The organism is Parenemella sanctibonifatiensis (genome assembly GCF_002250565.1).
Lineage (GTDB): Bacteria > Actinomycetota > Actinomycetes > Propionibacteriales > Propionibacteriaceae > Parenemella > Parenemella sanctibonifatiensis.
Genome location: NZ_NMVJ01000010.1, coordinates 1 through 19,300, shown reverse-complemented (window position 1 = coordinate 19,300; position 19,300 = coordinate 1). Strand labels below are relative to the sequence as shown.

Annotated in this window: 18 protein-coding genes; 1 reads left to right on the top strand and 17 read right to left on the bottom strand. The window is 66.6% G+C overall.

All coding sequences use genetic code 11. The features are described from left to right. Nucleotides 1–8: 8 nt before the first annotated feature. From nuoL to CGZ91_RS11815, 13 genes are all read right to left on the bottom strand, one after another. Nucleotides 9–1,898, bottom strand: coding sequence for an NADH-quinone oxidoreductase subunit L (nuoL, locus tag CGZ91_RS11875; protein WP_094455774.1), 1,890 nt, complete (start codon nt 1,896–1,898; stop codon nt 9–11). Nucleotides 1,899–1,926: 28 nt separating this feature from the next. Next, nucleotides 1,927–2,226 carry an NADH-quinone oxidoreductase subunit NuoK gene (gene nuoK, locus CGZ91_RS11870; RefSeq protein WP_094450719.1) on the bottom strand — a complete coding sequence of 100 codons (300 nt, stop codon included), beginning with the start codon at nt 2,224–2,226 and terminating at the stop codon, nt 1,927–1,929. Then, on the bottom strand, nt 2,223–3,035 hold the full coding sequence (locus CGZ91_RS11865) for an NADH-quinone oxidoreductase subunit J (protein WP_094450718.1): 813 nt from the start codon (nt 3,033–3,035) through the stop codon (nt 2,223–2,225). The genes nuoK and CGZ91_RS11865 overlap by 4 nt, the downstream gene beginning before the upstream one ends. Further along, nucleotides 3,032–3,598, bottom strand: coding sequence for an NADH-quinone oxidoreductase subunit NuoI (nuoI, locus tag CGZ91_RS11860; protein WP_094450717.1), 567 nt, complete (start codon nt 3,596–3,598; stop codon nt 3,032–3,034). Before nuoI ends, CGZ91_RS11865 begins: the two co-directional genes overlap by 4 nt. Continuing rightward, nucleotides 3,598–4,980, bottom strand: coding sequence for an NADH-quinone oxidoreductase subunit NuoH (gene nuoH, locus CGZ91_RS11855; protein WP_094450716.1), 1,383 nt, complete (start codon nt 4,978–4,980; stop codon nt 3,598–3,600). Before nuoH ends, nuoI begins: the two co-directional genes overlap by 1 nt. Next, the gene (locus CGZ91_RS11850) at nt 4,977–7,406 is read right to left on the bottom strand and encodes an NADH-quinone oxidoreductase subunit G (RefSeq protein WP_094455456.1); all 2,430 of its coding nucleotides are present in this window, start codon (nt 7,404–7,406) and stop codon (nt 4,977–4,979) included. The genes nuoH and CGZ91_RS11850 overlap by 4 nt, the downstream gene beginning before the upstream one ends. Then, nucleotides 7,403–8,722 carry an NADH-quinone oxidoreductase subunit NuoF gene (gene nuoF, locus CGZ91_RS11845; protein WP_094455454.1) on the bottom strand — a complete coding sequence of 440 codons (1,320 nt, stop codon included), beginning with the start codon at nt 8,720–8,722 and terminating at the stop codon, nt 7,403–7,405. The genes CGZ91_RS11850 and nuoF overlap by 4 nt, the downstream gene beginning before the upstream one ends. Beyond that, entirely contained in the window at nt 8,719–9,462 is a 744-nt protein-coding gene (nuoE, locus tag CGZ91_RS11840) for an NADH-quinone oxidoreductase subunit NuoE (protein WP_094450713.1), read from the bottom strand. The genes nuoF and nuoE overlap by 4 nt, the downstream gene beginning before the upstream one ends. 40 nt (nt 9,463–9,502) lie before the next feature. Then, complete coding sequence (locus CGZ91_RS11835; RefSeq protein WP_094455452.1) at nt 9,503–10,858, bottom strand: NADH-quinone oxidoreductase subunit D; 1,356 nt, start codon at nt 10,856–10,858, stop codon at nt 9,503–9,505. Further along, nucleotides 10,858–11,724 carry an NADH-quinone oxidoreductase subunit C gene (locus tag CGZ91_RS11830; protein WP_094455450.1) on the bottom strand — a complete coding sequence of 289 codons (867 nt, stop codon included), beginning with the start codon at nt 11,722–11,724 and terminating at the stop codon, nt 10,858–10,860. The genes CGZ91_RS11835 and CGZ91_RS11830 overlap by 1 nt, the downstream gene beginning before the upstream one ends. After that, nucleotides 11,721–12,275, bottom strand: a complete 555-nt coding sequence (locus CGZ91_RS11825) for a NuoB/complex I 20 kDa subunit family protein (RefSeq protein ID WP_094455448.1) — start codon at nt 12,273–12,275, stop codon at nt 11,721–11,723. The genes CGZ91_RS11830 and CGZ91_RS11825 overlap by 4 nt, the downstream gene beginning before the upstream one ends. A gap of 12 nt (nt 12,276–12,287) precedes the next feature. After that, a complete protein-coding gene (locus tag CGZ91_RS11820; RefSeq protein WP_094450709.1) occupies nt 12,288–12,647 on the bottom strand; it encodes an NADH-quinone oxidoreductase subunit A in 360 nt (119 codons plus the stop codon). Nucleotides 12,648–12,720: 73 nt separating this feature from the next. Beyond that, a complete protein-coding gene (locus tag CGZ91_RS11815; protein ID WP_094455446.1) occupies nt 12,721–14,046 on the bottom strand; it encodes a geranylgeranyl reductase family protein in 1,326 nt (441 codons plus the stop codon). 175 nt (nt 14,047–14,221) lie between these two features. Between CGZ91_RS11815 and CGZ91_RS11810 the strand changes: the two genes are divergently transcribed. Beyond that, nucleotides 14,222–15,505 carry an isochorismate synthase gene (locus CGZ91_RS11810; RefSeq protein WP_094455444.1) on the top strand — a complete coding sequence of 428 codons (1,284 nt, stop codon included), beginning with the start codon at nt 14,222–14,224 and terminating at the stop codon, nt 15,503–15,505. A 7-nt stretch (nt 15,506–15,512) separates the two neighbouring features. Here the strand turns inward: CGZ91_RS11810 and CGZ91_RS11805 are convergent, their stop codons facing one another. The 4 genes from CGZ91_RS11805 to CGZ91_RS11790 form a co-directional block, all read right to left on the bottom strand. Further along, nucleotides 15,513–17,171 carry a DUF6297 family protein gene (locus tag CGZ91_RS11805; protein WP_094455442.1) on the bottom strand — a complete coding sequence of 553 codons (1,659 nt, stop codon included), beginning with the start codon at nt 17,169–17,171 and terminating at the stop codon, nt 15,513–15,515. Further along, nucleotides 17,164–17,829, bottom strand: coding sequence for an ABC transporter ATP-binding protein (locus CGZ91_RS11800; protein WP_407670883.1), 666 nt, complete (start codon nt 17,827–17,829; stop codon nt 17,164–17,166). Before CGZ91_RS11800 ends, CGZ91_RS11805 begins: the two co-directional genes overlap by 8 nt. Before the next feature lie 165 nt (nt 17,830–17,994). Further along, complete coding sequence (locus CGZ91_RS11795; RefSeq protein ID WP_144276897.1) at nt 17,995–18,564, bottom strand: hypothetical protein; 570 nt, start codon at nt 18,562–18,564, stop codon at nt 17,995–17,997. A 50-nt stretch (nt 18,565–18,614) separates the two neighbouring features. Then, the coding region (locus CGZ91_RS11790) for an IS256 family transposase (protein WP_144276896.1) at nt 18,615–19,300 on the bottom strand (686 nt) is incomplete at its 5' end.

Sequence of the window (19,300 nt, the reverse complement as noted above, 5' to 3'; positions counted from 1 at the left end):
CGATCCCCTCAGGCCAACCGGCCGATGATCAGCACCAGGCCGACCGCGAGGCCGCCCAGCACCATGGTCAGGGCATAGCTGCGGACGTAACCGTTCTGCAGCTTGCCGATCGCCTTGGACAGTCCGCCGGTCGCCGCGGCGCTGGTGTCGAGGCCGCCGGAGAAGAATCCGTCGTCCACCGCGGTCACGCCGCGCACCAGACCCATCACCGGAGCCACGACGGCACCGTGGTTGATGGCATCGCCGAAGAGGTCGTTGCGACCGATCACCGCGAACGGGTTGCGGGTGCGGGGCTGCTTCTGCGGGAGGTCCCCGCGTCCGTACGCCAGCCACCCGATGACCACGCCGATCGCTACCACGGCCAGCGTCGCGAAGGCGACCGGGCTGGTGGCGAAGATGGCAGGTTCGTGGTGGACCTCGGCACCGATCGGTTCGAGCCAGTGCCCGATCCAGCTGTTCATCACGAAGCCGGCAGCCACCGACAGCACCGCCAGGATGATCAGCGGCACGGTCATCGAGGCCGGTGACTCGTGCGGATGGACACCCTCACGCCAACGCTTGGCGCTGAAGAAGGTCATGAACATCAACCGGGTCATGTAGAAGGCCGTCACGCCGGCACCGAGGATGGCCAGCGAACCCACCACCGCGTTGTGCTCGAAGGCCGCCTCGATGATGTGGTCCTTCGAGTAGTAACCCGACAGGAACGGGAAGCCGATGATGGCCAGGTAGCCGCAGGCGAAGGTGCCGAAGGTGATCGGCAGCACCCGGGCCAACGCACCGAAGCGGCGCATGTCCACGTCGTCGTTCATCGCGTGCATCACCGAACCGGCGCCCAGGAACATGTTCGCCTTGAAGAAGCCGTGGGTGATGAGATGGAAGATCGCGAAGGCGTAGCCTGCCGGACCGATGCCGGCGGCGACCATCATGTAGCCGATCTGCGACATGGTGGAGCCAGCGAGCACCTTCTTGATGTCGTCCTTGGAGCAGCCGATCCAAGCGCCGGCGAGCAGCGTGATGGTGCCGATGATGACGACCACGGTGGTGGCGGTCTCGGACTGGGAGAAGATCGCATCCGAGCGGACCACCAGATAGACGCCGGCCGTGACCATGGTCGCGGCGTGGATCAGCGCCGACACCGGGGTCGGACCTTCCATGGCGTCCAGCAGCCACGCCTGCAGCGGCACCTGGGCCGACTTCGCGCAGGCACCGACCAGCAGCAGCAGACCCAGCAGGGTCGCCGTCGGGCCGAGGTTGGCGGCGCCGGCGTTGACATCGGCGTACGCCGTGCTGCCGAACCAGGCCAGCATCAGCATCATCGCGATGGACATGCCGACGTCACCGACACGGTTGATGACGAAGGCCTTTTTGGCGGCGGCCGCCGCGGACGGCTTGTGCTGCCAGAAACCGATCAGCAGGTAGGAGGCCAGACCAACGCCCTCCCAGCCCACGAAGAGCACGATGTAGGAGTCGGCCAGCACCAGCAGCAGCATCGCGGCGACGAAGAGGTTGAGGAAGGCGAAGAACCGTTCCCGGCGCTCGTCGTGAGCCATGTAGCCGATCGAGTAGATGTGGATCAGCGAGCCGACACCGGTGATGAGCAGCACGAACAGGATCGACAAGACGTCGACCTGAAGGCCGACCTCGATGGTCCAGTTGCCGGTCGAGAACCAGTCCCACAGGGTCTGGTTGACCTGACGCGCTTCGGGCGCGGCCGCGAGCAGCTGAACGAACATCGCCACGCCCAAGCCGAAGCTGCCCAGCACGGCAGCCGTGGCGAGGTAGTGGGCGAAGCTCTTGGCGTACGAGCCGAGCAGCAGCAACACACCACTGACGACCAGCGGCAACGCGATGATCAGCCAGGCGAGTGAGAACACGCCAGTCGGTTCGGCTGCCTGCATGGGCAGCCCCAGAAATGCGTTCACGACTTCACCACTTCAGCAGGTTGGCGTCGTCGACCGAGGCCGAACGGCGGGAGCGGAAGATCGCCACGATGATCGCCAGTCCGATGGCGACCTCGGCGGCTGCGACCACCATGATCATGAGTGTCGCGAACTGGCCATCAAGCGTGCCGTGGTGCCGGGAGAAGGCGACCAGCGCCAGATTGGTGGCGTTGAGCATCAGCTCGGCGCACATGAACGCGATGATGGCGTTGCGGCGGATCATCAGACCCACGGCGCCGATCGTGAAGATGATTGCCGAGAGAATGATGTAGTGCTCGGTGCTCACTCCTCGTCCTCCTCGTCATCGGACAGGCTGGCAGAAATCGCGCGGTGCACGTCGTGGTGGGCGTCGGCCAGACGCTCCCCCTCCAGCACCTGCCCGCGGGCGCGCAGGGTCGGCGAGACCGAATTCTCCGCGACGGTGCCGTCGGCCAGCAGCGCCGGGGTGTCGATCGCGTTGTGCCGCGCGAAGGTGCCCGAACCGGGCAGCGGGCCGGGGTGGACACCCTGCTCGGAGTAGCGACGCATCCGCTCGGCAGCCAGCTCGGGCTGCGTCTTCTTCTTGGTGAGGCGCTCGCCATGGGCCAGCACCATCGCCGCCACCGCGGCCGTGATGAGCAGGGCGGCGATCGCCTCGAAGACGAAGATGTAGCGGTGGAAGATCAGTTCAGCCAGCGCCTCGGCGTTGCCGATCGAGTTCGCCTCGGCCAGCCCGGCGGGTTCACCCGTGACGGCATTGCCGATCGCGAGGAACAGCAGCGCAAACAGGCCGACACCGGCGACCAGCACATACCAGCGCTGGTTCTTGATGGTTTCGATGGTGGAGTCGGAGGAGTCGACGCCCACCAGCATCATCACGAAGACGAAGAGCATCAAGATGGCGCCGGTGTAGACGATGATCTGGATCACGAAGAGGAACGGCGCATCAAGGGCGGCGTACTGGATCGCGAGGCTGATCATCACAGCAGCGAGGCAGACGGCGCTGTGCACTGGCTTGCGAGCCAACACGGTGCCCAGAGCACCGAGCACGATCACCGGGGCGAGCAGCCAGAAGGCCACCTCCGCCCCGGCTGCCATGGCAACGACGGGGGTCATCGTCCCTCATTCCTGGTCGAGCTGCCGGTGGCGGCCGGCCCCGTACGCGTGTCCGGGGCGCCCGTGGCGGGCAGCCCCAGGAAGTACTCCTGCTCCGAGTCACCGAGGCGACGCGGGTGCGGCGGCTGTTCCATGCCGGGCAGCAGCGGCGCCAGCAGGTCATCCTTCTCGTAGATCATCTTCGCCCGCGTGGTGTCGGCGAGCTCGAAGTCGTTGGTCATCGTCAGCGCGCGCGTGGGGCACGCCTCGATGCACAGACCACACAGGATGCAGCGCAGATAGTTGATCTGATAGACCCGGCCATACCGCTCACCCGGGGAGTAACGCTCCTCCTCGGTGTTGCCGGCGCCCTGGACATAGATGGCGTCGGCCGGGCAGGCCCAGGCGCACAGCTCGCAGCCGACGCACTTCTCCAGCCCGTCGGGCCAGCGGTTCAGTTGGTGCCGGCCATGGAAGCGCGGCGCGGTCACCTTCGGACCGTTGGGGTAGCTCTCGGTGAAGGGCTTTTGGAACATGGTGGCGAAGGTCACGCCGAATCCCGCCCAAGCGTCGAAGAATCCCATCAGCGATCAGTCTCCTCAGGGGCATCAGTGTCGGTCGCCGAGGAGGCGCCCACCTTTTCCTCGGTGCGATCGTTCTCATCGTCGGGCGAGCCGCGGACCACACCCGCCAGCTCGGGCAGCACCTGGTCGCCCATCGGCGGCACCGGGTAGCCACCGGCGAAAGCGTCGAACTCGCCGCTGGTGTCGGCCGGTCCGTCCGGTTCTGGTTCCTTGCCGCCGAACAGCGCCAGACCCAGCAACAGAACGAAGATGACGGCGACCGCGATCATGAAGACCGGGCCCTCGAACCAGCCGACCCGCTGTCCGTAACGGAACACGGCCAACAGGATCACCCACACCAGACCGGCGGGGATGAGCCACTTCCAGCCGAGCGACATGAACTGGTCGTATCGCAGTCGCGGCAGTGTGCCGCGCAGCCAGACGAACACGAACATGAAGAGTTGGACCTTGAGGATGAACCAGACCGGCCCCATCCAGGCAGAGTCCAGCGCCGGAATCATGTTGAACGGCACTGGGGCGCGATAACCACCCAAGAACAAGGTGGTCGCGATCGCCGACACCGTGGCCATGTTGATGTACTCGGCCAGGAAGAACATGGCGTAGCGGAAGCCGGTGTATTCGGTGAGGTAACCCGACACCAACTCCGACTCACACTCCGGCAGGTCGAAGGGGGCGCGGTTGGTCTCGCCCACCATCGAGATGACGTAGAGCAGGAAGGAGGGGAAGAGCACCACGGCGTACCAGGTCGGCAGCGGCAACTCGAAGCCGCCCAGCGCCAACGTGGAAGCCTGATTCTGCGCGTCGACAATCTGGGAGGTCGACATCGAGCCGGACATCATGAACACGCCGACCAGGGCCAGGCCCATCGAGACCTCGTAGGAGATCATCTGGGCGCTGGAGCGCAGGCCGCCGAGCAACGAGTAGGGCGAGTTGGAGGCCCAGCCGGCCAGCACCACGCCGTAGATGCCGATCGAGGCAACCGCCAGCAGGAAGAGCACCGAGACGTTGAAGTCGGTCAGCTGGAGCCGGGTGGTGACGCCGAAGATCTCGACCTCGCCGCCGAACGGCATCACCGACCAGGCGGTGAAGGCACACACACCCATGACGATCGGGGCCAGCGTGAAGACAACCACGTCGGCCTTGGCCGGTCGGAAGTCCTCCTTGAGGATCAGCTTGGCGCCGTCGCCCAGCGCCTGTCCCAGGCCGAACGGGCCGTTCATGGTCGGGCCGAGGCGGTGCTGCATCTTGCCGACCACGCGGCGCTCGTACCACACGTTGAAGATGGTGTACGCGAGCAAGAAGACGAACAGCACCACGACCTTCAGCAGCACCAACCACCACGGGTCGTTGCCGAAGATCTGGTCGAGTTGTGCCGGGATCATGCCTGACCTCCTGCTGTGGTGGCCCGGGCCACCCGGACCACGTCGCCGCCGACGGCGGCAAGGTGTTCGCCGACCGACAGGCCGGGAGCGTTACGGGGCACCCAGACGAGCCCCTCGACCATGTCGAGGACCTCGAGCGGCAGGGTGAGCTCGCCGCGGCCATTGACCACGGTGACCTCGTCACCGTCGGCCAGGCCGAGATCGGCGGCGGTGGTGACGCCGAGTCGTGCCACCGGCGTACGCGCGGTGCCCATCATCGCCGGCTCGCCGTCATTGCTGCGGGAGTCGTCGATCATGGTGCGCCACGTCGACAGCACCAGTTCGCCTCGGGGCTGCTGGAAAGGCTGGGCGGTCGGCGCCGGTGCGTCGATCTTGGCGCCCAGCCAGGGCTCCAGCTCATCGATCTCAGCGCGGGCCTGCTTGGGGGTACGGATCCCCAGCGGCTTGCCGAGGGCATCGGCCAGCGCGGCCAGCACCCGCAGGTCGGTCATGGTGTTGCGTCGCTTGATGACGGTGTTGACCTCGCCCGGGCGGTGTTCCCAGTTGAGGAAGGTGCCGCTGCGCTCCTCGGTCAGGCCGACCGGGAAGACCACGTCGGCCCGCTCGGTCACCTCCGAGTGACGCTGCTCGATGCTGATCACGAAGGGCGCGTTCTCGAGGTTCTCCCGAGTCGCCTGCGGATCGCGGAAGTCCCGCGGCTCCACTCCGCCCACGATCAGCGCGCCGAGCTCACCGGCGCCGACCGCTGCCAACTGCTGGGCTGCGGACAGGCCGGGCGTGGCGGGCAGACCCTCCACACCCCAGGTGGCCTGCACGTCGACACGAGCGGCCGGATCACTGACCGGACGGCCACCGGGCAGCAGGGTCGGCAGGCAACCTGCTTCGACGGCACCGCGGTCACCGGCACGACGCGGCATCCACGCAAACTTCGCGCCAGCCTCCTCGGCGACCCGCTGGGCGGCAGCCAGGGCACCGGGCGAGTACGCCGCCCGCTCCCCCACCAGGACCACCGAACGCTCGTCCAGGTCGACGTCGAGTCGGCCCAGCAGCTCGGTCTCCTGACCGGGTGCGCAGGGAATCACCTCGGCGTTCAGCTTGGCGCTGCCACGGCTGGCGTACGGGGCCAGCGTGATGACGCGCACGTTGTTCTTGCGTACGCCGCTGCGCAGGCGCAGGAACACCACACCGGTCTCGTCCTCGGGCTCGAAGGACACCAGCAGCACCGTGGAGGCATGCTCCAGGTCGGCGTAGGTGGCGCCCTGACCCAGCTGCCTACCCGCGACGTGGGCGGCCAGGAAGTCGGCCTCCTCGTCGGTGTGCGGCCGGGAGCGGAAGTCGATGTTGTTGGTGCCGATGACGGCGCGGGCAAACTTCGACCAGCCATACGCATCCTCGGCGGTCACCCGACCACCGGAGATCAGACCGACCTTGTCGCCGGCAGCGGAGATGCCCGTGACAGCGGCATCGATCGCCTCCGACCAGGAGGCCGGCTGCAGTTCACCGTCGACACGGACCAACGGCATGGTGAGCCGGTCACCCTGACGGCCGGAGTGGAAGGCGAACCGACCCCGGTCACAGTTCCATTCCTGGTTGACCTCGGGCTTGTTGCCGGCGTTGCGGCGCTGCACCTCGTACTGACGATGGTCCACCCGCAACTCACAACCGGCGGCGCACAACTCACAGGTGGTGACCGTCGAGGTGAGGTCGAAGGGGCGGGCCCGGAATCGGTAGGCCGCGTTGGTGAGGGCACCGACCGGGCAGATCTGGATGGTGTTGCCCGAGAAGTAGGACTGGAAGGGCTCCTTCTCGTAGATGCCGACCTGTTGCTCGGCGCCTCGGGCCACCAACTCGATGAAGGGGTCACCGGCGATCTGCTCGGAGAAGCGGGTGCAGCGGGCACACAGCACGCAACGTTCCCGGTCCAACAAGATGTTGGTGGAGACGTTGATCGGCTTGGGGTAGGTCCGCTTGATGTCGTGGAAGCGGGACTCGCCGTGGCCGTGACTGAGCGCCTGGTTCTGCAGCGGGCACTCGCCGCCCTTGTCACAGATCGGGCAGTCCAGCGGATGGTTGATCAGCAGGAACTCGAGCATGCCCTTCTGGGCCTTCTCGGCAACCGGCGAGGTCTCCTGGGTGGCGATCTTCATGCCCGGCATCGCCTCGAGGGTGCAGGAGGCCTGCGGCTTGGGCATCGGACGGCCACGGCCGTCGTCGGGGACGTCAACCATGCACTGACGGCAGGCGCCCACCGGGTCCAGCAGTGGGTGGTCGCAGAAGCGCGGGATGTTGATCCCGAGCATCTCGGCGGCACGGATCACCAACGTGCCCTTCGGCACCGACAGCTCAGTGCCGTCGATGGTGATCTGGACCTCTTCGGGCTTGGGTACCGGGGTCGCAGCCGTGTTCTTGTCGGCGGTGACACTCATGCCTTCACTCCTGCCGGCTCGGTGGCGAACAGCGTGGTCCGCTCATAGGGGAAGAGCTCCCAGGCCGGGGTGTGGTAGCCGGCCTCGAACTCCTCACGGAAGTGTTCGATGGTCGAACGGATCACCGCGGCAGCGCCGTCGGCGAGGGCGCAGAAGCTACGTCCGGCGATGTTGTCGGCCAGGTCGAGCAGCTTGTCGACGTCGCCTTCCTCGCCCTGACCTGCCTCGAGACGCTTGAGGATCTGGACGACCCACCAGTTGCCCTCACGACACGGGGTGCACTTGCCACAGGACTCGTGCTTGTAGAACTCGATCCAGCGCAGCGCCGCACGCACCACCGAAGTGGTCTCGTCGAAGATCTGCAACGCCTTGGTACCCAGCATCGACTTCGCACCCGCCATGCCTTCATAGTCGAGCGGAATGTCGAGGTGGTCGGCGGTCAGGATCGGCGTCGAGGACCCGCCCGGGGTCCAGAACTTCAGCTCGTGACCCTCCCGGATGCCGCCGGACAGCTCCAGCAGCGTACGCAGGGTGATCCCCATCGGCGCCTCGAACTGACCGGGTCGCTTCACGTGACCCGACAGTGAATACAGAGTCATGCCCTTGGACTTCTCGGTGCCCATCGAGGCGAACCAGTCAGCACCCTTGTCGATGATGCAGGGCACCGAGGCGATCGACTCGACATTGTTGATCACGGTGGGGCTGGCGTACAGACCAGCCACCGCGGGGAACGGCGGGCGCAGTCGCGGCTGACCGCGACGCCCCTCCAGGGAGTCCAGCAGCGCGGTCTCCTCACCACAGATGTACGCGCCGGCGCCCGCGTGGACGGTGATCTCGATGTCCACGCCGGTACCGAGCAGATTCTTGCCGCAGTAGCCGGCCGAGTACGCCTCGCGCACCGCCTGCTGGAGCCGGCGGATGACGTGGAGCACCTCGCCGCGGCAGTAGATGAAGGCGTGGCTGGCGCCGATGGCGTACGAGGAAATGATGACGCCCTCGACCAGCGTGTGAGGGCTGGCCATCATGAGCGGCATGTCCTTGCAGGTGCCCGGCTCGGACTCGTCCGCGTTCACGACCAGGTAGGTCGGATTCGGGTTGTCCTTGGGCACGAAGCTCCACTTGACACCGGTCGGGAAGCCCGCACCGCCACGGCCGCGCAGACCGGCGTTCTTGACGACCTCGCCGACCTCGCTGGGCTGCATCTTGAGCGCCTTGCGCAACGCCTCGTAGCCGCCCCGGCGTTCATAATTGGTGATCTTCCAGGCCCGGTCCTCGCCCCAGTTGGCCGAGAGCACCGGTGTCAGCGTGTCACTCACTTCGACTCCTCCTCAGCGGCCGGTTCCGGCTTGGCGTCATCCGCGGGTGCGGTCCAGCCACGTTCGGCTGCGACCTCGTGGCCCAGCAGCGACGCCGGCCCAGCGGTCGGTCCTTCGTCAGCGCGGCCGTCGGGGAAGCCGGCGAGCACCCGCTCGGCTTCCTTCCAAGAGGTGATGGTGGCGCCACGGGTGGAGCGAACCTCGTCACCGGCCTGCAGCGCGTCCAGCAACTGAGCGGCCGAGTCGGGGGTCATGTTGTCCATGAACTCCCAATTCACCATCATCACCGGCGCGTAGTCGCAGGCCGCGTTGCACTCGAGGCGCTCCAGCGAGATCGAGCCGTCCTCGGTGGTCTCGTTCTCACCGATGCCCAGATGCCGCTCGCAGGCGGCGAGGATTTCGTCACCGCCCATGATCGCGCACAGCGCGGTGGTGCACACGCCGACGTGGTGCTTCCCGGCTGGCTTGCGCTTGTACATGGTGTAGAAGGTCGCCACACCACTCACCTGGGCGGTGGTGATGCCCAGCACCTCGGCGCAGACCTCGATGCCGCGCGGCGAGATCCGGCCGTCCACCGATTGCACCAGGTGCAGCATCGGTAGCAGCGCCGACCGCGGCTGCGGATAGCGCGCCGCGATCTGACGCATCTCCTCGATGGTCGTCTCGTCGATGTTGGTGGACTGGTCGTCCTGGTCGACGCCGGTCTCGGCGAAGTGCGTCTGGAACTCATGCCCAGTCATCAGCGCTGCTCCTTCATTACCGCGCGAAAGCATCCAAGGTTCATCGGTCCACGCCACCCATCACTGGGTCGATGGACCCGATCGCGAGGACCAGGTCGGAGATCATGCCGCCCTCGCCCATCACCGGCAGCGTCTGCAAGTGGTTGAAGCCGGGGTCGCGCATGTGGACCCGATAGGGGTTGGTGCCCCCACTGGACACGACGTGGGCGCCCAGTTCGCCCTTGGGCGACTCGATCGGGACGTACGCCTGTCCGGCCGGCACCTTGAAGCCCTCGGTGACCAGCTTGAAGTGGTGGATCAGCGCCTCCATCGACTCACCCATGATGTGGCGCAGGTGCTCATTGGAGTTGCCCTGACCATCGGCCCCCACCGTCAACTCGGCGGGCCAGGCCAGTTTCGGGTCATCGACCCGGATTGACTGGCCCTCGGTGGCGGCGAGTCGCTCGGCGCACTGCTCGACGATGTGGAGGCTCTGGTTGATCTCCTCGAGCCGGATCCGGAATCGGCCGTACGCATCGGGCTCGTCCCAGGTGACGACCTCGAAGTCGTAGTCCTCGTAACCGCAGTAAGGCTGCTTGCGACGCAGGTCCCAGTCATAGCCAGTCGAGCGCAGCGGCGGGCCGGTGACACCGAAGGCCATGCAGGTCGCGAGGTCCATATGGCCCACGCCCTTCATGCGGCCCTTGAAGATTGGGTTCTCGTTGCAGAACTTGGCGTACTCCGGCAGCCGCTTCTTGAGCCAAGCGATGACTTCCTTGAGCTGCGCAAGTGCGTTGTCAGGCAGGTCGGTGGACACGCCGCCGGGGCGGATGTAACCGTGGTTCATCCGCAGACCGGTGACGGCCTCGAAAAAGTCCAGGATCATCTCCCGCTCGCGGAAACCGATCGTCATGACCGTCAACGCGCCGGCCTCCATGCCACCGGTGGCGATGCACACCAAGTGGGAGGCGATCCGGCACAGCTCCATCATCAGGACCCGGATGACCTGGGTCCGCTCGGGGATCTCGTCCTCGATGCCGAGCAGCCGTTCCACCGACATCGAGTAGGCCGCCTCGTTGAACAACGGGGCGACATAGTCCATCCGGGTCACGAAGGTCGAACCCTGGGTCCAGCTGCGGAACTCCATGTTCTTCTCGATGCCGGTGTGGAGATAACCGATACCGGCGCGCAGGTTCTGGATGGTTTCGCCGTCCAACTCCAGCATCAGGCGCAGCACGCCGTGAGTGGAGGGGTGCTGCGGGCCCATGTTGATGACAACGGTCTGGTCGTCGCTGTCGGCGTGCTCGGCCGAAATTTCGGACCAATCACCACCAGCAGCGGTGTAGACGCGGTCGACGTTCTCCTCGTCGCCACGGGCGTACGGGTCAGTGTCGATCGGCGAGATGGTGTCGCTCATCAGTACCTCCTGCGCTGGTCGGGCGGCGGGATGACCGCGCCCTTGTACTCAACGTCAATGCCACCGAGCGGGTAGTCCTTGCGCTGCGGGTGCCCGACCCAGTCGTCGGGCATCAGGATCCGGGTCAGGCCGGGATGGCCGTCGAAGACCAGGCCGAACATGTCCCAGGTCTCGCGTTCGTGCCAGTCGGCCATCGGGTACGTCGCCACCACCGAATCGACATGGGGGTCGGCGTCGGGGACCCGCGCCTCGAGCCGGAGCCGGCGGTTGTGGGTGAAGGACTGCAGGTGATAGACCGCGTGCAGTTCCCCATCGGTGTCGTGGGGGTAATGCACTCCGGAGACACCCGAGAGCATCTCGAAGCGAAGGTACGCATCGTCACGCAGCGCCCGCGCCAACTCGGCGATGTGCTCGCGGTGGATGTAGCAGGTGAGTTCGCCGAATTCGGTGCTGACCCGGTCGATGGCGCCGGGCACCAACTCGGCCATCCGGTCCACGACCTCGTCGAACCAGCCGCCGTAGGGCCGGCTGGCCGTCTTCGGCGGCAGCCACTCACGCTCGATGCCGCCGTAGCCCGAGGTGTCCCCAGGCTGGGGCCCCCACATGCCGCGGCTCTGGCCGTACGCCGTGGGCTCGGCTGAGCGAGACTCGTCGACAACCGCGACCTGCTCCTGGGCCTGGTCCTGGTCGACCCCGGCGCCGGCATCCTCGCGCTCCACACCGGGGCTCTTGGCCGCCGGGGTCTCCGACTGCTGAGGCTTGGCGGGCTGGTCCGGCGCCTGGCCGGCCGCGCGCGCCTGCTCGTCGGGCTTGGTGTTCTCGTCGGGCTTGGTGTTCTCGTCGGGCTTGTTGGTCTCGTCGCTCATCGCAGCAGCCCCCGCATCTCCTCAGTGGCCGGCGCGACCAGGGCATCGGCCTCGGCCTGCGCCTGGGCCTTGCGCTGGTTTTCGGCCATCGGTGCGTTCTGGACCATCTTGCGCAGCTTGAACATGCCGTCGATCAGCATCTCCGGGCGCGGCGGGCAGCCGGGCACGTAGATGTCGACGGGCACCACGTGGTCGACGCCCTGGACGATCGCGTAGTTGTTGAACATGCCGCCTGAGGAGGCGCACACGCCCATCGCCATGACCCACTTGGGGCCGGGCATCTGGTCGTACACCTGGCGCAGCACCGGGGCCATCTTCTGGCTGACGCGGCCGGACACGATCATCAGGTCGGCCTGGCGCGGGGAGGCGCGGAAGACCTCCTGACCCCACCGGCCGGCGTCCGCGCGCGGGGTGCCGTAGGCCATCATCTCGATCGCGCAGCAGGCCAGGCCGAAGGTGGCCGGCCACAGCGACGTCTTGCGCATCCAGCCGGCGACGGCTTCAACCGTGGTGAGCAGTACGCCGCTGGGGAGCTTGTCTTCAAGACCCATGTCGAATTCCCTTCAGTCCCAGTCCAGCCCGCCGCGGCGCATCTCGTAGTAATACGCCACGAAGATCGTCACGAGGAAAAGAATCATTCCGCCCAGCGCCAAGCCGCCGAGCGCATCGAAATGCACGGCCCAGGGATACAGAAACATGATCTCCACGTCGAACACGATGAAGAGCATCGCGGTTGTGTAGAACTTCACCGGGAATCGACCGCCGCCGCTGGGCTGGGGCGTCGGGTCGATGCCGCATTCGTAGGAGTCGTACTTGGCGCGGTTGTAGCGCGCCGGCCCCACGTTGGTGCTGAGGATGACGCTGACGACCACGAAGATCAGCGCGAGCAGCGCCAGGCCGACGATCGGCAGATAAGGATTCATGCCTTGCAACCCCTTGTGGTGAGGCTCAGGTGAGCGATGCAGTCGATGGTGCTGGAGACGTCGATGTAACTCGTCATGCTGAGGGTGCCACCTTGCTGAGGGCCACGATGATGCGGTCCATTGCATCGCCGTCGCGCTCGTCGGTCAGGTTCGCCAGCATCTTCAGCGTGAAGCGCATCAGCGTCTTGCGGGGCAACCCGTACTTGGTGCACAGCTGCATGATCCTGGGGTTGCCGATCAGCTTCACGAAGATGGTGCCGAGTCGGTAGTACCCACCCAAGGAGGCGCGCAGCGCAGTCGGGTACGCCTGCAGCGCACGCTCGGCGCTGCTGGTGCCGACGCCGCGGTAGTGGGCCTCCGCGATCGCGTCGGCGGCGAGTTCAGCGGCCTCCATGGCGTACGCGATGCCCTCGCCGTTGAAGGGGTTGACCATGCCGCCGGCGTCACCGACGAGCAGGAGTCCGCGATTGTTGTACGCCGGCTGTCGGTTGAATCCCATCGGCAGCGCCGCACCCTGGATCTCGCAGGTGCGGTTCTCCTCGCCGAATCCCCATTCGGGCGGAGTGTTGTCCAGCCAGCGCTGCAGCAGCGCCTTGTAATCGGTCTTGCCAAAGGCCGGCGAGGTGTTGAGGATGCCGAGACCGACGTTGGAGGTGCCATCCCCCATACCGAAGATCCAGCCGTAGCCGGGCAGCAGGTTGGACTCGCCGGGCTGGCCGTCCCACAGCTCCAGGTGGGACTCGAGGTAGTCGTCGTCACTGCGGGGACTGGTGTAGTAGGCGCGGACCGCGACGCCCATCGGGCGGTCCTTGCGTACCTTCAGTCCCATCTTGATGCTCAGTCGGGAGGAGTTGCCGTCCGCGGCGACCACCATCGGCGCCCGGAAGGTACGCCCGTCCTTGGTCGTGACACCGACGATGCGGTCGGTGCGCTCGTCGATGATCGGGTCGGTGACGTGAGCACTGGTGTACATCGTGGCGCCAGCCTGGATCGCATGGTTGGCGATCAGCTGATCGAAGTCCGCACGGGGCCGCACCAGTCCGTAGGAAGGGAAGTCGGCCAGTTCGGGCCAGGGCAGCTCGAATGCCTGTCGGCCACCGCCATAGATCCGCAGTCCGTAGTTGTGGAGCCAGCCGGCTTCCTCGCTGGTGTCGATGCCGAGGCGGATCAGCTGCCGGGTCGCGCGCGGAGTGAGACCGTCGCCGCAGACCTTGTCGCGGGGAAACTCTTCCTTCTCCAGCAGGGCAACCTTGAGGCCACGTCGGGCGAGGTGCAACGCGGTGGAGGCTCCGCCGGGACCGGCGCCGACGACGATCGCATCGGCCTCGACCGGCCCATCAACCTCGAACTGCCCGGCCTGCGGTTCCGGACCACCGGCCTTGGTCGGCTCGACGGACATCCGATCCTCGTCCTCTCCCAGTCACAACTTTGGCGCTTGAACACCGTCACTCTACGCAGATTTTCGGGGTGGGTCGATTCACGTTCCAGCGTGTTTTAGGCAAGCGTTTCCTTGCGGAAATTGTTCGCTTCAGAGGTCGGCCTTGCGGCCGTCGTGGGTGTACTAATCTGCTGGGGTGAGCCTCCATCCGACTGCCTCCCGGTGGCGGGCCCGGACGGTCGCCATCGACGACCCCGGCCCGCTCGAAGACCTGCTGCCCGAACGTAACGCTCTGGCGTGGATTCGCGAGGGCGAGGGCGTCGTCGGACTGGGTGAGGTGGCCCGGTTCACCCCCGGCAGCATCGGCGAGGCCGACCAGTGGTGGCAGGAGTTCTGCGGCACCTTGGAGTTTGAGTCGGAGATGCCCGGCGAGTCCGGCACAGGCCCGTTGGCCTTCTGCAGCTTCTCCTTCGATGTGATGAACACCACACGCCCCTCAGTGATGGTGGTGCCCGAAGTGATCATCGGTCGCCGCAATGGCGTGACCTGGATGACCAGGCTCGGGCTGGATGATTTCGACGACACTCCGCCCGAGGCGCAGGACCCGCCGACCCGTCCCAGCCAGGTCAGCTATCGCGACGGCTCGCTGAGCCCGTTGGAATGGGCCGGCATCGTCAAGGACGCGGTGGCCCGGATCAGTCAGGGCGATGTCGAAAAGGTCGTGCTCGCCCGTGACCTCGTCGCGACCACCGCCGAACCGCTGGACCTGCGATGGTTGGTACGCCAGCTCGCCCCGGCGTACCGGCGCTGCTGGACCTTCCTGGTGGACGGACTGGTCGGGGCCTCCCCCGAGCTGCTGATCCGCCGCTCGGGCGGGCTGGCCACGTCCCGGGTGTTGGCCGGCACCATTGGCCGCCCGGCCAGCAGTGACACCGAGGCGTTGGCCGCGAAGCTGACCCAGTCCCAGAAGGAGCTGGACGAGCACCGGCTGGCGGCCGAGTCGGCCGCCCGGGCGCTGGCGCCGCACTGCCTGGGGATGCACGTGCCGGACCAGCCGTTTGTCCTGGCGCTGCCCAACGTGTTGCACCTGGCCTCCGACATTGCTGCGGTCGCCGACCCCAACACGTCGGCGCTGCAACTGGCCGAGGCGCTGCACCCGACCGCAGCGGTGTGCGGCGCACCCACTGATGAGGCCCGCGAGATCATCCGCGACCTCGAAGGGATGGATCGGGGCCGGTACGCCGGACCGGTCGGCTGGATCGACGCCCAGGGTGATGGCGAGTTTGCGATCGCCCTTCGCTGCGGTCAGGCCGAGTCAGACCGGGAGCTGCGCCTGTACGCCGGCTGCGGCATCATGCGCGACTCCGACCCGCAGGCCGAGCTCATCGAGGCGGACGCGAAGTTTCTGCCGATGCGCGACGCCCTGGAGGCCACCGCCCTGCCGGAGTCCAGCCAGCCCATCCCGGCACCGCAGACCTGAGGCGCCGTCAGCGGCGCTTGGCGGCTGCCTTCTTCTGGGCTTCCTCACGGGCCTTCTCGGCGAGGGCCTTTTGCTTTTCCTGCTCCTCGCGGATCGCGTCGGAGTTCATGCCTCCGCTGAGCAGGATGTAGGCGATGACGCCGATGATCATGGAGACCCAGACCGGTGCTCCCAGCAGGTAGGGCGCGGTGATGAGGGCCACGATGTCGATGCCCTTGATCAGGTTGAGCATCACCCCGGGCGGCATCGCGCCGGCACCGGTGGCGATCATGGCGCCGCCGAAGTTGGGGCCCTTGGCCGTGATCCAGCGCACCGCACCGAGGAACCCTGCCAGTCCGGTGATCAGACCCATCTCGATCGCGGTCAGGATGCTCACCCGGTCCAGCGGGCTGGCCAACCCCCAGAAGGCCGGGATCGAGGCCAGCGTCCACCACACTGCCAGCAGTGCGGGCACCCGCATGCTGGCCGAGCGCAGCTGCCGTGGCGAGAAGGGAAACAGGCGCTCCAGACCCTTGGTACGCGACAGCACCCGCAGCGAGTTCATGAAGGGCACCAGCATCATCACCAGCACCAGCGCCGACAGCGCCGGCGCGACGACCCGCAGGCCAAGCGCGACGGCGGCGTACGGCACCACCAGGGCGGCAATCAGGCCGAGCAGCGGCACCGGATAACGCACCACCCGCTGCACGTCACGCCAGAACAGCGCGGCCAGACCTTCGCCGCGGCCGCGGGTCGGCTGCACGTGGCCGCGGCGTTCGGCTTCCTGTTCGACCAGGATGTCGCGGGCCAGGCCGAAGTCAAGGGAGGAGAATGCGCCCGACAGTCCGCTGACCAGGTTCCCGCCGGTGGTGAGGCGCATCCGGCGGATCCGGTTGAGCCGGGCGAAGGCCAGCGAACCGGCCGCAACGAGAACCGCGAAGGCGAGGACACTGACCGCGGCCAGGGCAATCTCCTCGGACTGGACGGTCACCGGCAGCGCCATCCAGTTCGCCGCAACGGCGATGACCACCATCAGTGCGGCGACCGCCAACGTCGTGGCGATCCACTGGAACGTCTTGACCCAGATGGACCGGTCCGCACCCTGCTCGGCTGCGGCCAGCGCGGTCATCGAGGATCCCAGCAGGGCCCCCGCGACCGCCCACAGCCCGATCAGCAGCGGCGCCGATCCGGTCACGGCCGCGACCAGCGCCGACAGTGCTGAGGCGGTCAACCCGGCCGCCACGATCACGGTCACCAGCCGGGGCCGCAGCAGCCGGGACCGGCGTACCGGGGAATCCATCAACCAGAAGCCCTCCGCGGCCGAGGCGACCACCGGCCCGAAGAGGTGGCAGGCGGCCAGGGTCAGGGCGAGGACCCCGGCCAGCATGGCCCAGGGCAGGAAGGTACGCGCGGCGTCGCAGTCGTCGGTGGCACAGACCGCCGAGGCGGACTGGGCCTGCACCACGCCGGTGACGCCCATGGCGCCGATCATGATGACGGCCAGGACGACGATGTAGGCGTCTTGGAAGGCCTCCCACAGGTTGCGGGTCGCGCGGCCCTCACGCCAGTCGCGGATTTGGAGCTGCAGGTCGCGCGGGTCGCCGGCCTCGTGACGGGGCGGTTCGACGTAGCCGAAGCCCTCGTCGGGGTCGTTGGGGCCGGGCAGCTCGCGTACCAGGTCAGTCATCGGCGGACTCCCGCTTGGGTCCGACTTCGAGGATCCGGGTGGCGACCTTGCCGACCAGTTCCGGTTCGTGGCTGGCCATGATGATGGCGAGGCCTTGGCGGCGTTCCTCGGCGAGACGGTCGGCGAGCCAGCGAACACCTTCCACGTCGAGGCGCTGCTCGGGCTCGTCGAGAATCAGGATGCGGCGCGGGCGTACGAAGGCTGTCGCCAGCGCCAGCCGGCGCCGCTGACCGGACGACAGGGTGCCAGGCAACTGACCCGACTGCGGCACCAGCTGGACCTGCTCCAGGATGTCGTCGACCAGGCCGTCGGCATCCGGTACGCCGTGGGCGCGCGCCAGCAGGTCGAGGTGCTCGACCACCGACAGGTCGGGGAAGAAATCCAGGTCGTCGATGACGGTGGCGACGTCGCGGCGGACGTCCGCATCGGTCTCCGACATCGGTCGGTCACCGATGAGGATCTCGCCCTCGTCCGCCTTGTCGGCGCCGACGAGGCAGCGTAGGACGGTCGACTTGCCGGCACCGTTGCGGCCGGTCAGGGCGATGGCATCGCCGGCGCGGACCTCGAGGTTGAAGTTGTTGACGATCGTCACCGGCCCGAAGGACTTGCGCAGTCCCTTGACCTTCATCACCACGGGTCGCTTGCTTTTCGCCATGATGCTCAGTCTTGCACGGTTGGCAGCGCCCTCGTGGCGGCGCGGACGCCGCTGAGCGCCGCGTCATGGGCCGAGCCGGGTCCGCACTGGACGAGGGGCGCCCGCCCGGGCAGTCCCCCTACGTTCCTCCTCGGACTCAGGCGGCTGCGGCATCAATCCTGGGGCGATTCATTTCGCATGGTTCCTCCTGCAGTAGACGAACGCCTCACCGTCATGAGCGCCGACGATGATTCCCTCGAGCTTAGTGACATCGACTTCACCCACTTCGATCACCCACCCATTAGGAAACTCGTCGAATATCAAGCCGACGTATAGAAACGTGGGGTGATGGGCATGGAGAACCTCGTTCACCTGATTCTGTCGGTCCTCGCGGATACGGTCCCACGCATACACCTCCTCAGAGATGACGCGCCATAAATATGGAACACTTGACAAGTGTGGATCAGTCAACCGAAAGAGCGGCAAGCCCACCAACACCTCCGCGTTCGGCCAAATATTACCAACCCACGGCGCAAGAAGCCCCGTTGGCGCCGTCCCCCGCCTGCCGTAACGGAGATCCTGACCCGACTCACTGGTACCTATGAAGCCGAAGGAATAGTCCGACAGATCCACCTCCTCAGCAACGCGCCTAGGCAGGGCCTGACCACTTCGAAGACTATCGAGGATCCAATCGTGCAACACTGAGTTAGACCACTTCATTTCGCCGGCTCCACGCGTCCGTCTGGGAACAATCTCCACCTTTTTCCTCTCGGGGGAGTGTCGGAATTTCTGTGTAAGTGGGCATCGGCTCAGTTGAGACCCAGGCGGTCGCCGTAGGTCAGGGACAAGACATTGAGGATGTTCTTCCAGCCGGCGATCTGTCCGGTTGGGTTGGTCCTGTTCGCTTCGCGACGTCGGATGGCCAGGTAGAGGACCTTCAACGCGGACTGCTCGTCGGGGAAGTGACCCCGACGCCGCGTGGCAGCCCGGAACCGGGCGTTCAGCGACTCGATCGCGTTGGTCGTGTAGATGACCTTGCGGACCTCGACCGGGAAGTCCAGGAACGGCACGAACTCCGCCCAAGCGTTCTCCCACAGCCTGACCATCGCCGGATACTTCTCCCGCCAAGCCTCCGCGAACTCCTCGAACTCCGACTCCGCAGACTCGACCGTGGGCGCGGTGTAGATCCGACGCAGCTCCGCAGTGATCTTCTGCCAATGCGCCCGAGACGAGTAGCGCAGACTGTTGCGGACCAGATGCACCACACACGTCTGCACCACGGCCTGCGGCCAGACGGCGTTGATCGCCTCCGGAAGCCCCTTCAGGCCGTCGCAGCACACGATGCATGCATCGAGAATCCCACGGTTCTTCAGTTCTGTCAGCATGTTGATCCACTGCTTCGCACCCTCCCCACCACTGGGCCCGACCCACATCCCCAACACGTCCCGGACGCCATCCAGATTGACGCCCATCGCCACATACACCGGCCGGTTCG

Bases quoted from the DNA above. Each gene is read 5' to 3' on its own strand.
- CGZ91_RS11835 (WP_094455452.1), bottom strand. From the start codon at position 10,858: ATGAGCGACACCATCTCGCCGATCGACACTGACCCGTACGCCCGTGGC.
- CGZ91_RS11830 (WP_094455450.1), bottom strand. From the start codon at position 11,724: ATGAGCGACGAGACCAACAAGCCCGACGAGAACACCAAGCCCGACGAG.
- nuoH (WP_094450716.1), bottom strand. From the start codon at position 4,980: ATGATCCCGGCACAACTCGACCAGATCTTCGGCAACGACCCGTGGTGG.
- CGZ91_RS11825 (WP_094455448.1), bottom strand. From the start codon at position 12,275: ATGGGTCTTGAAGACAAGCTCCCCAGCGGCGTACTGCTCACCACGGTT.
- nuoE (WP_094450713.1), bottom strand. From the start codon at position 9,462: ATGACTGGGCATGAGTTCCAGACGCACTTCGCCGAGACCGGCGTCGAC.
- CGZ91_RS11865 (WP_094450718.1), bottom strand. From the start codon at position 3,035: ATGACCCCCGTCGTTGCCATGGCAGCCGGGGCGGAGGTGGCCTTCTGG.
- CGZ91_RS11850 (WP_094455456.1), bottom strand. From the start codon at position 7,406: ATGAGTGTCACCGCCGACAAGAACACGGCTGCGACCCCGGTACCCAAG.
- CGZ91_RS11815 (WP_094455446.1), bottom strand. From the start codon at position 14,046: ATGTCCGTCGAGCCGACCAAGGCCGGTGGTCCGGAACCGCAGGCCGGG.
- nuoL (WP_094455774.1), bottom strand. From the start codon at position 1,898: ATGCAGGCAGCCGAACCGACTGGCGTGTTCTCACTCGCCTGGCTGATC.
- nuoI (WP_094450717.1), bottom strand. From the start codon at position 3,598: ATGGGATTCTTCGACGCTTGGGCGGGATTCGGCGTGACCTTCGCCACC.
- CGZ91_RS11820 (WP_094450709.1), bottom strand. From the start codon at position 12,647: ATGAATCCTTATCTGCCGATCGTCGGCCTGGCGCTGCTCGCGCTGATC.
- CGZ91_RS11805 (WP_094455442.1), bottom strand. From the start codon at position 17,171: ATGACTGACCTGGTACGCGAGCTGCCCGGCCCCAACGACCCCGACGAG.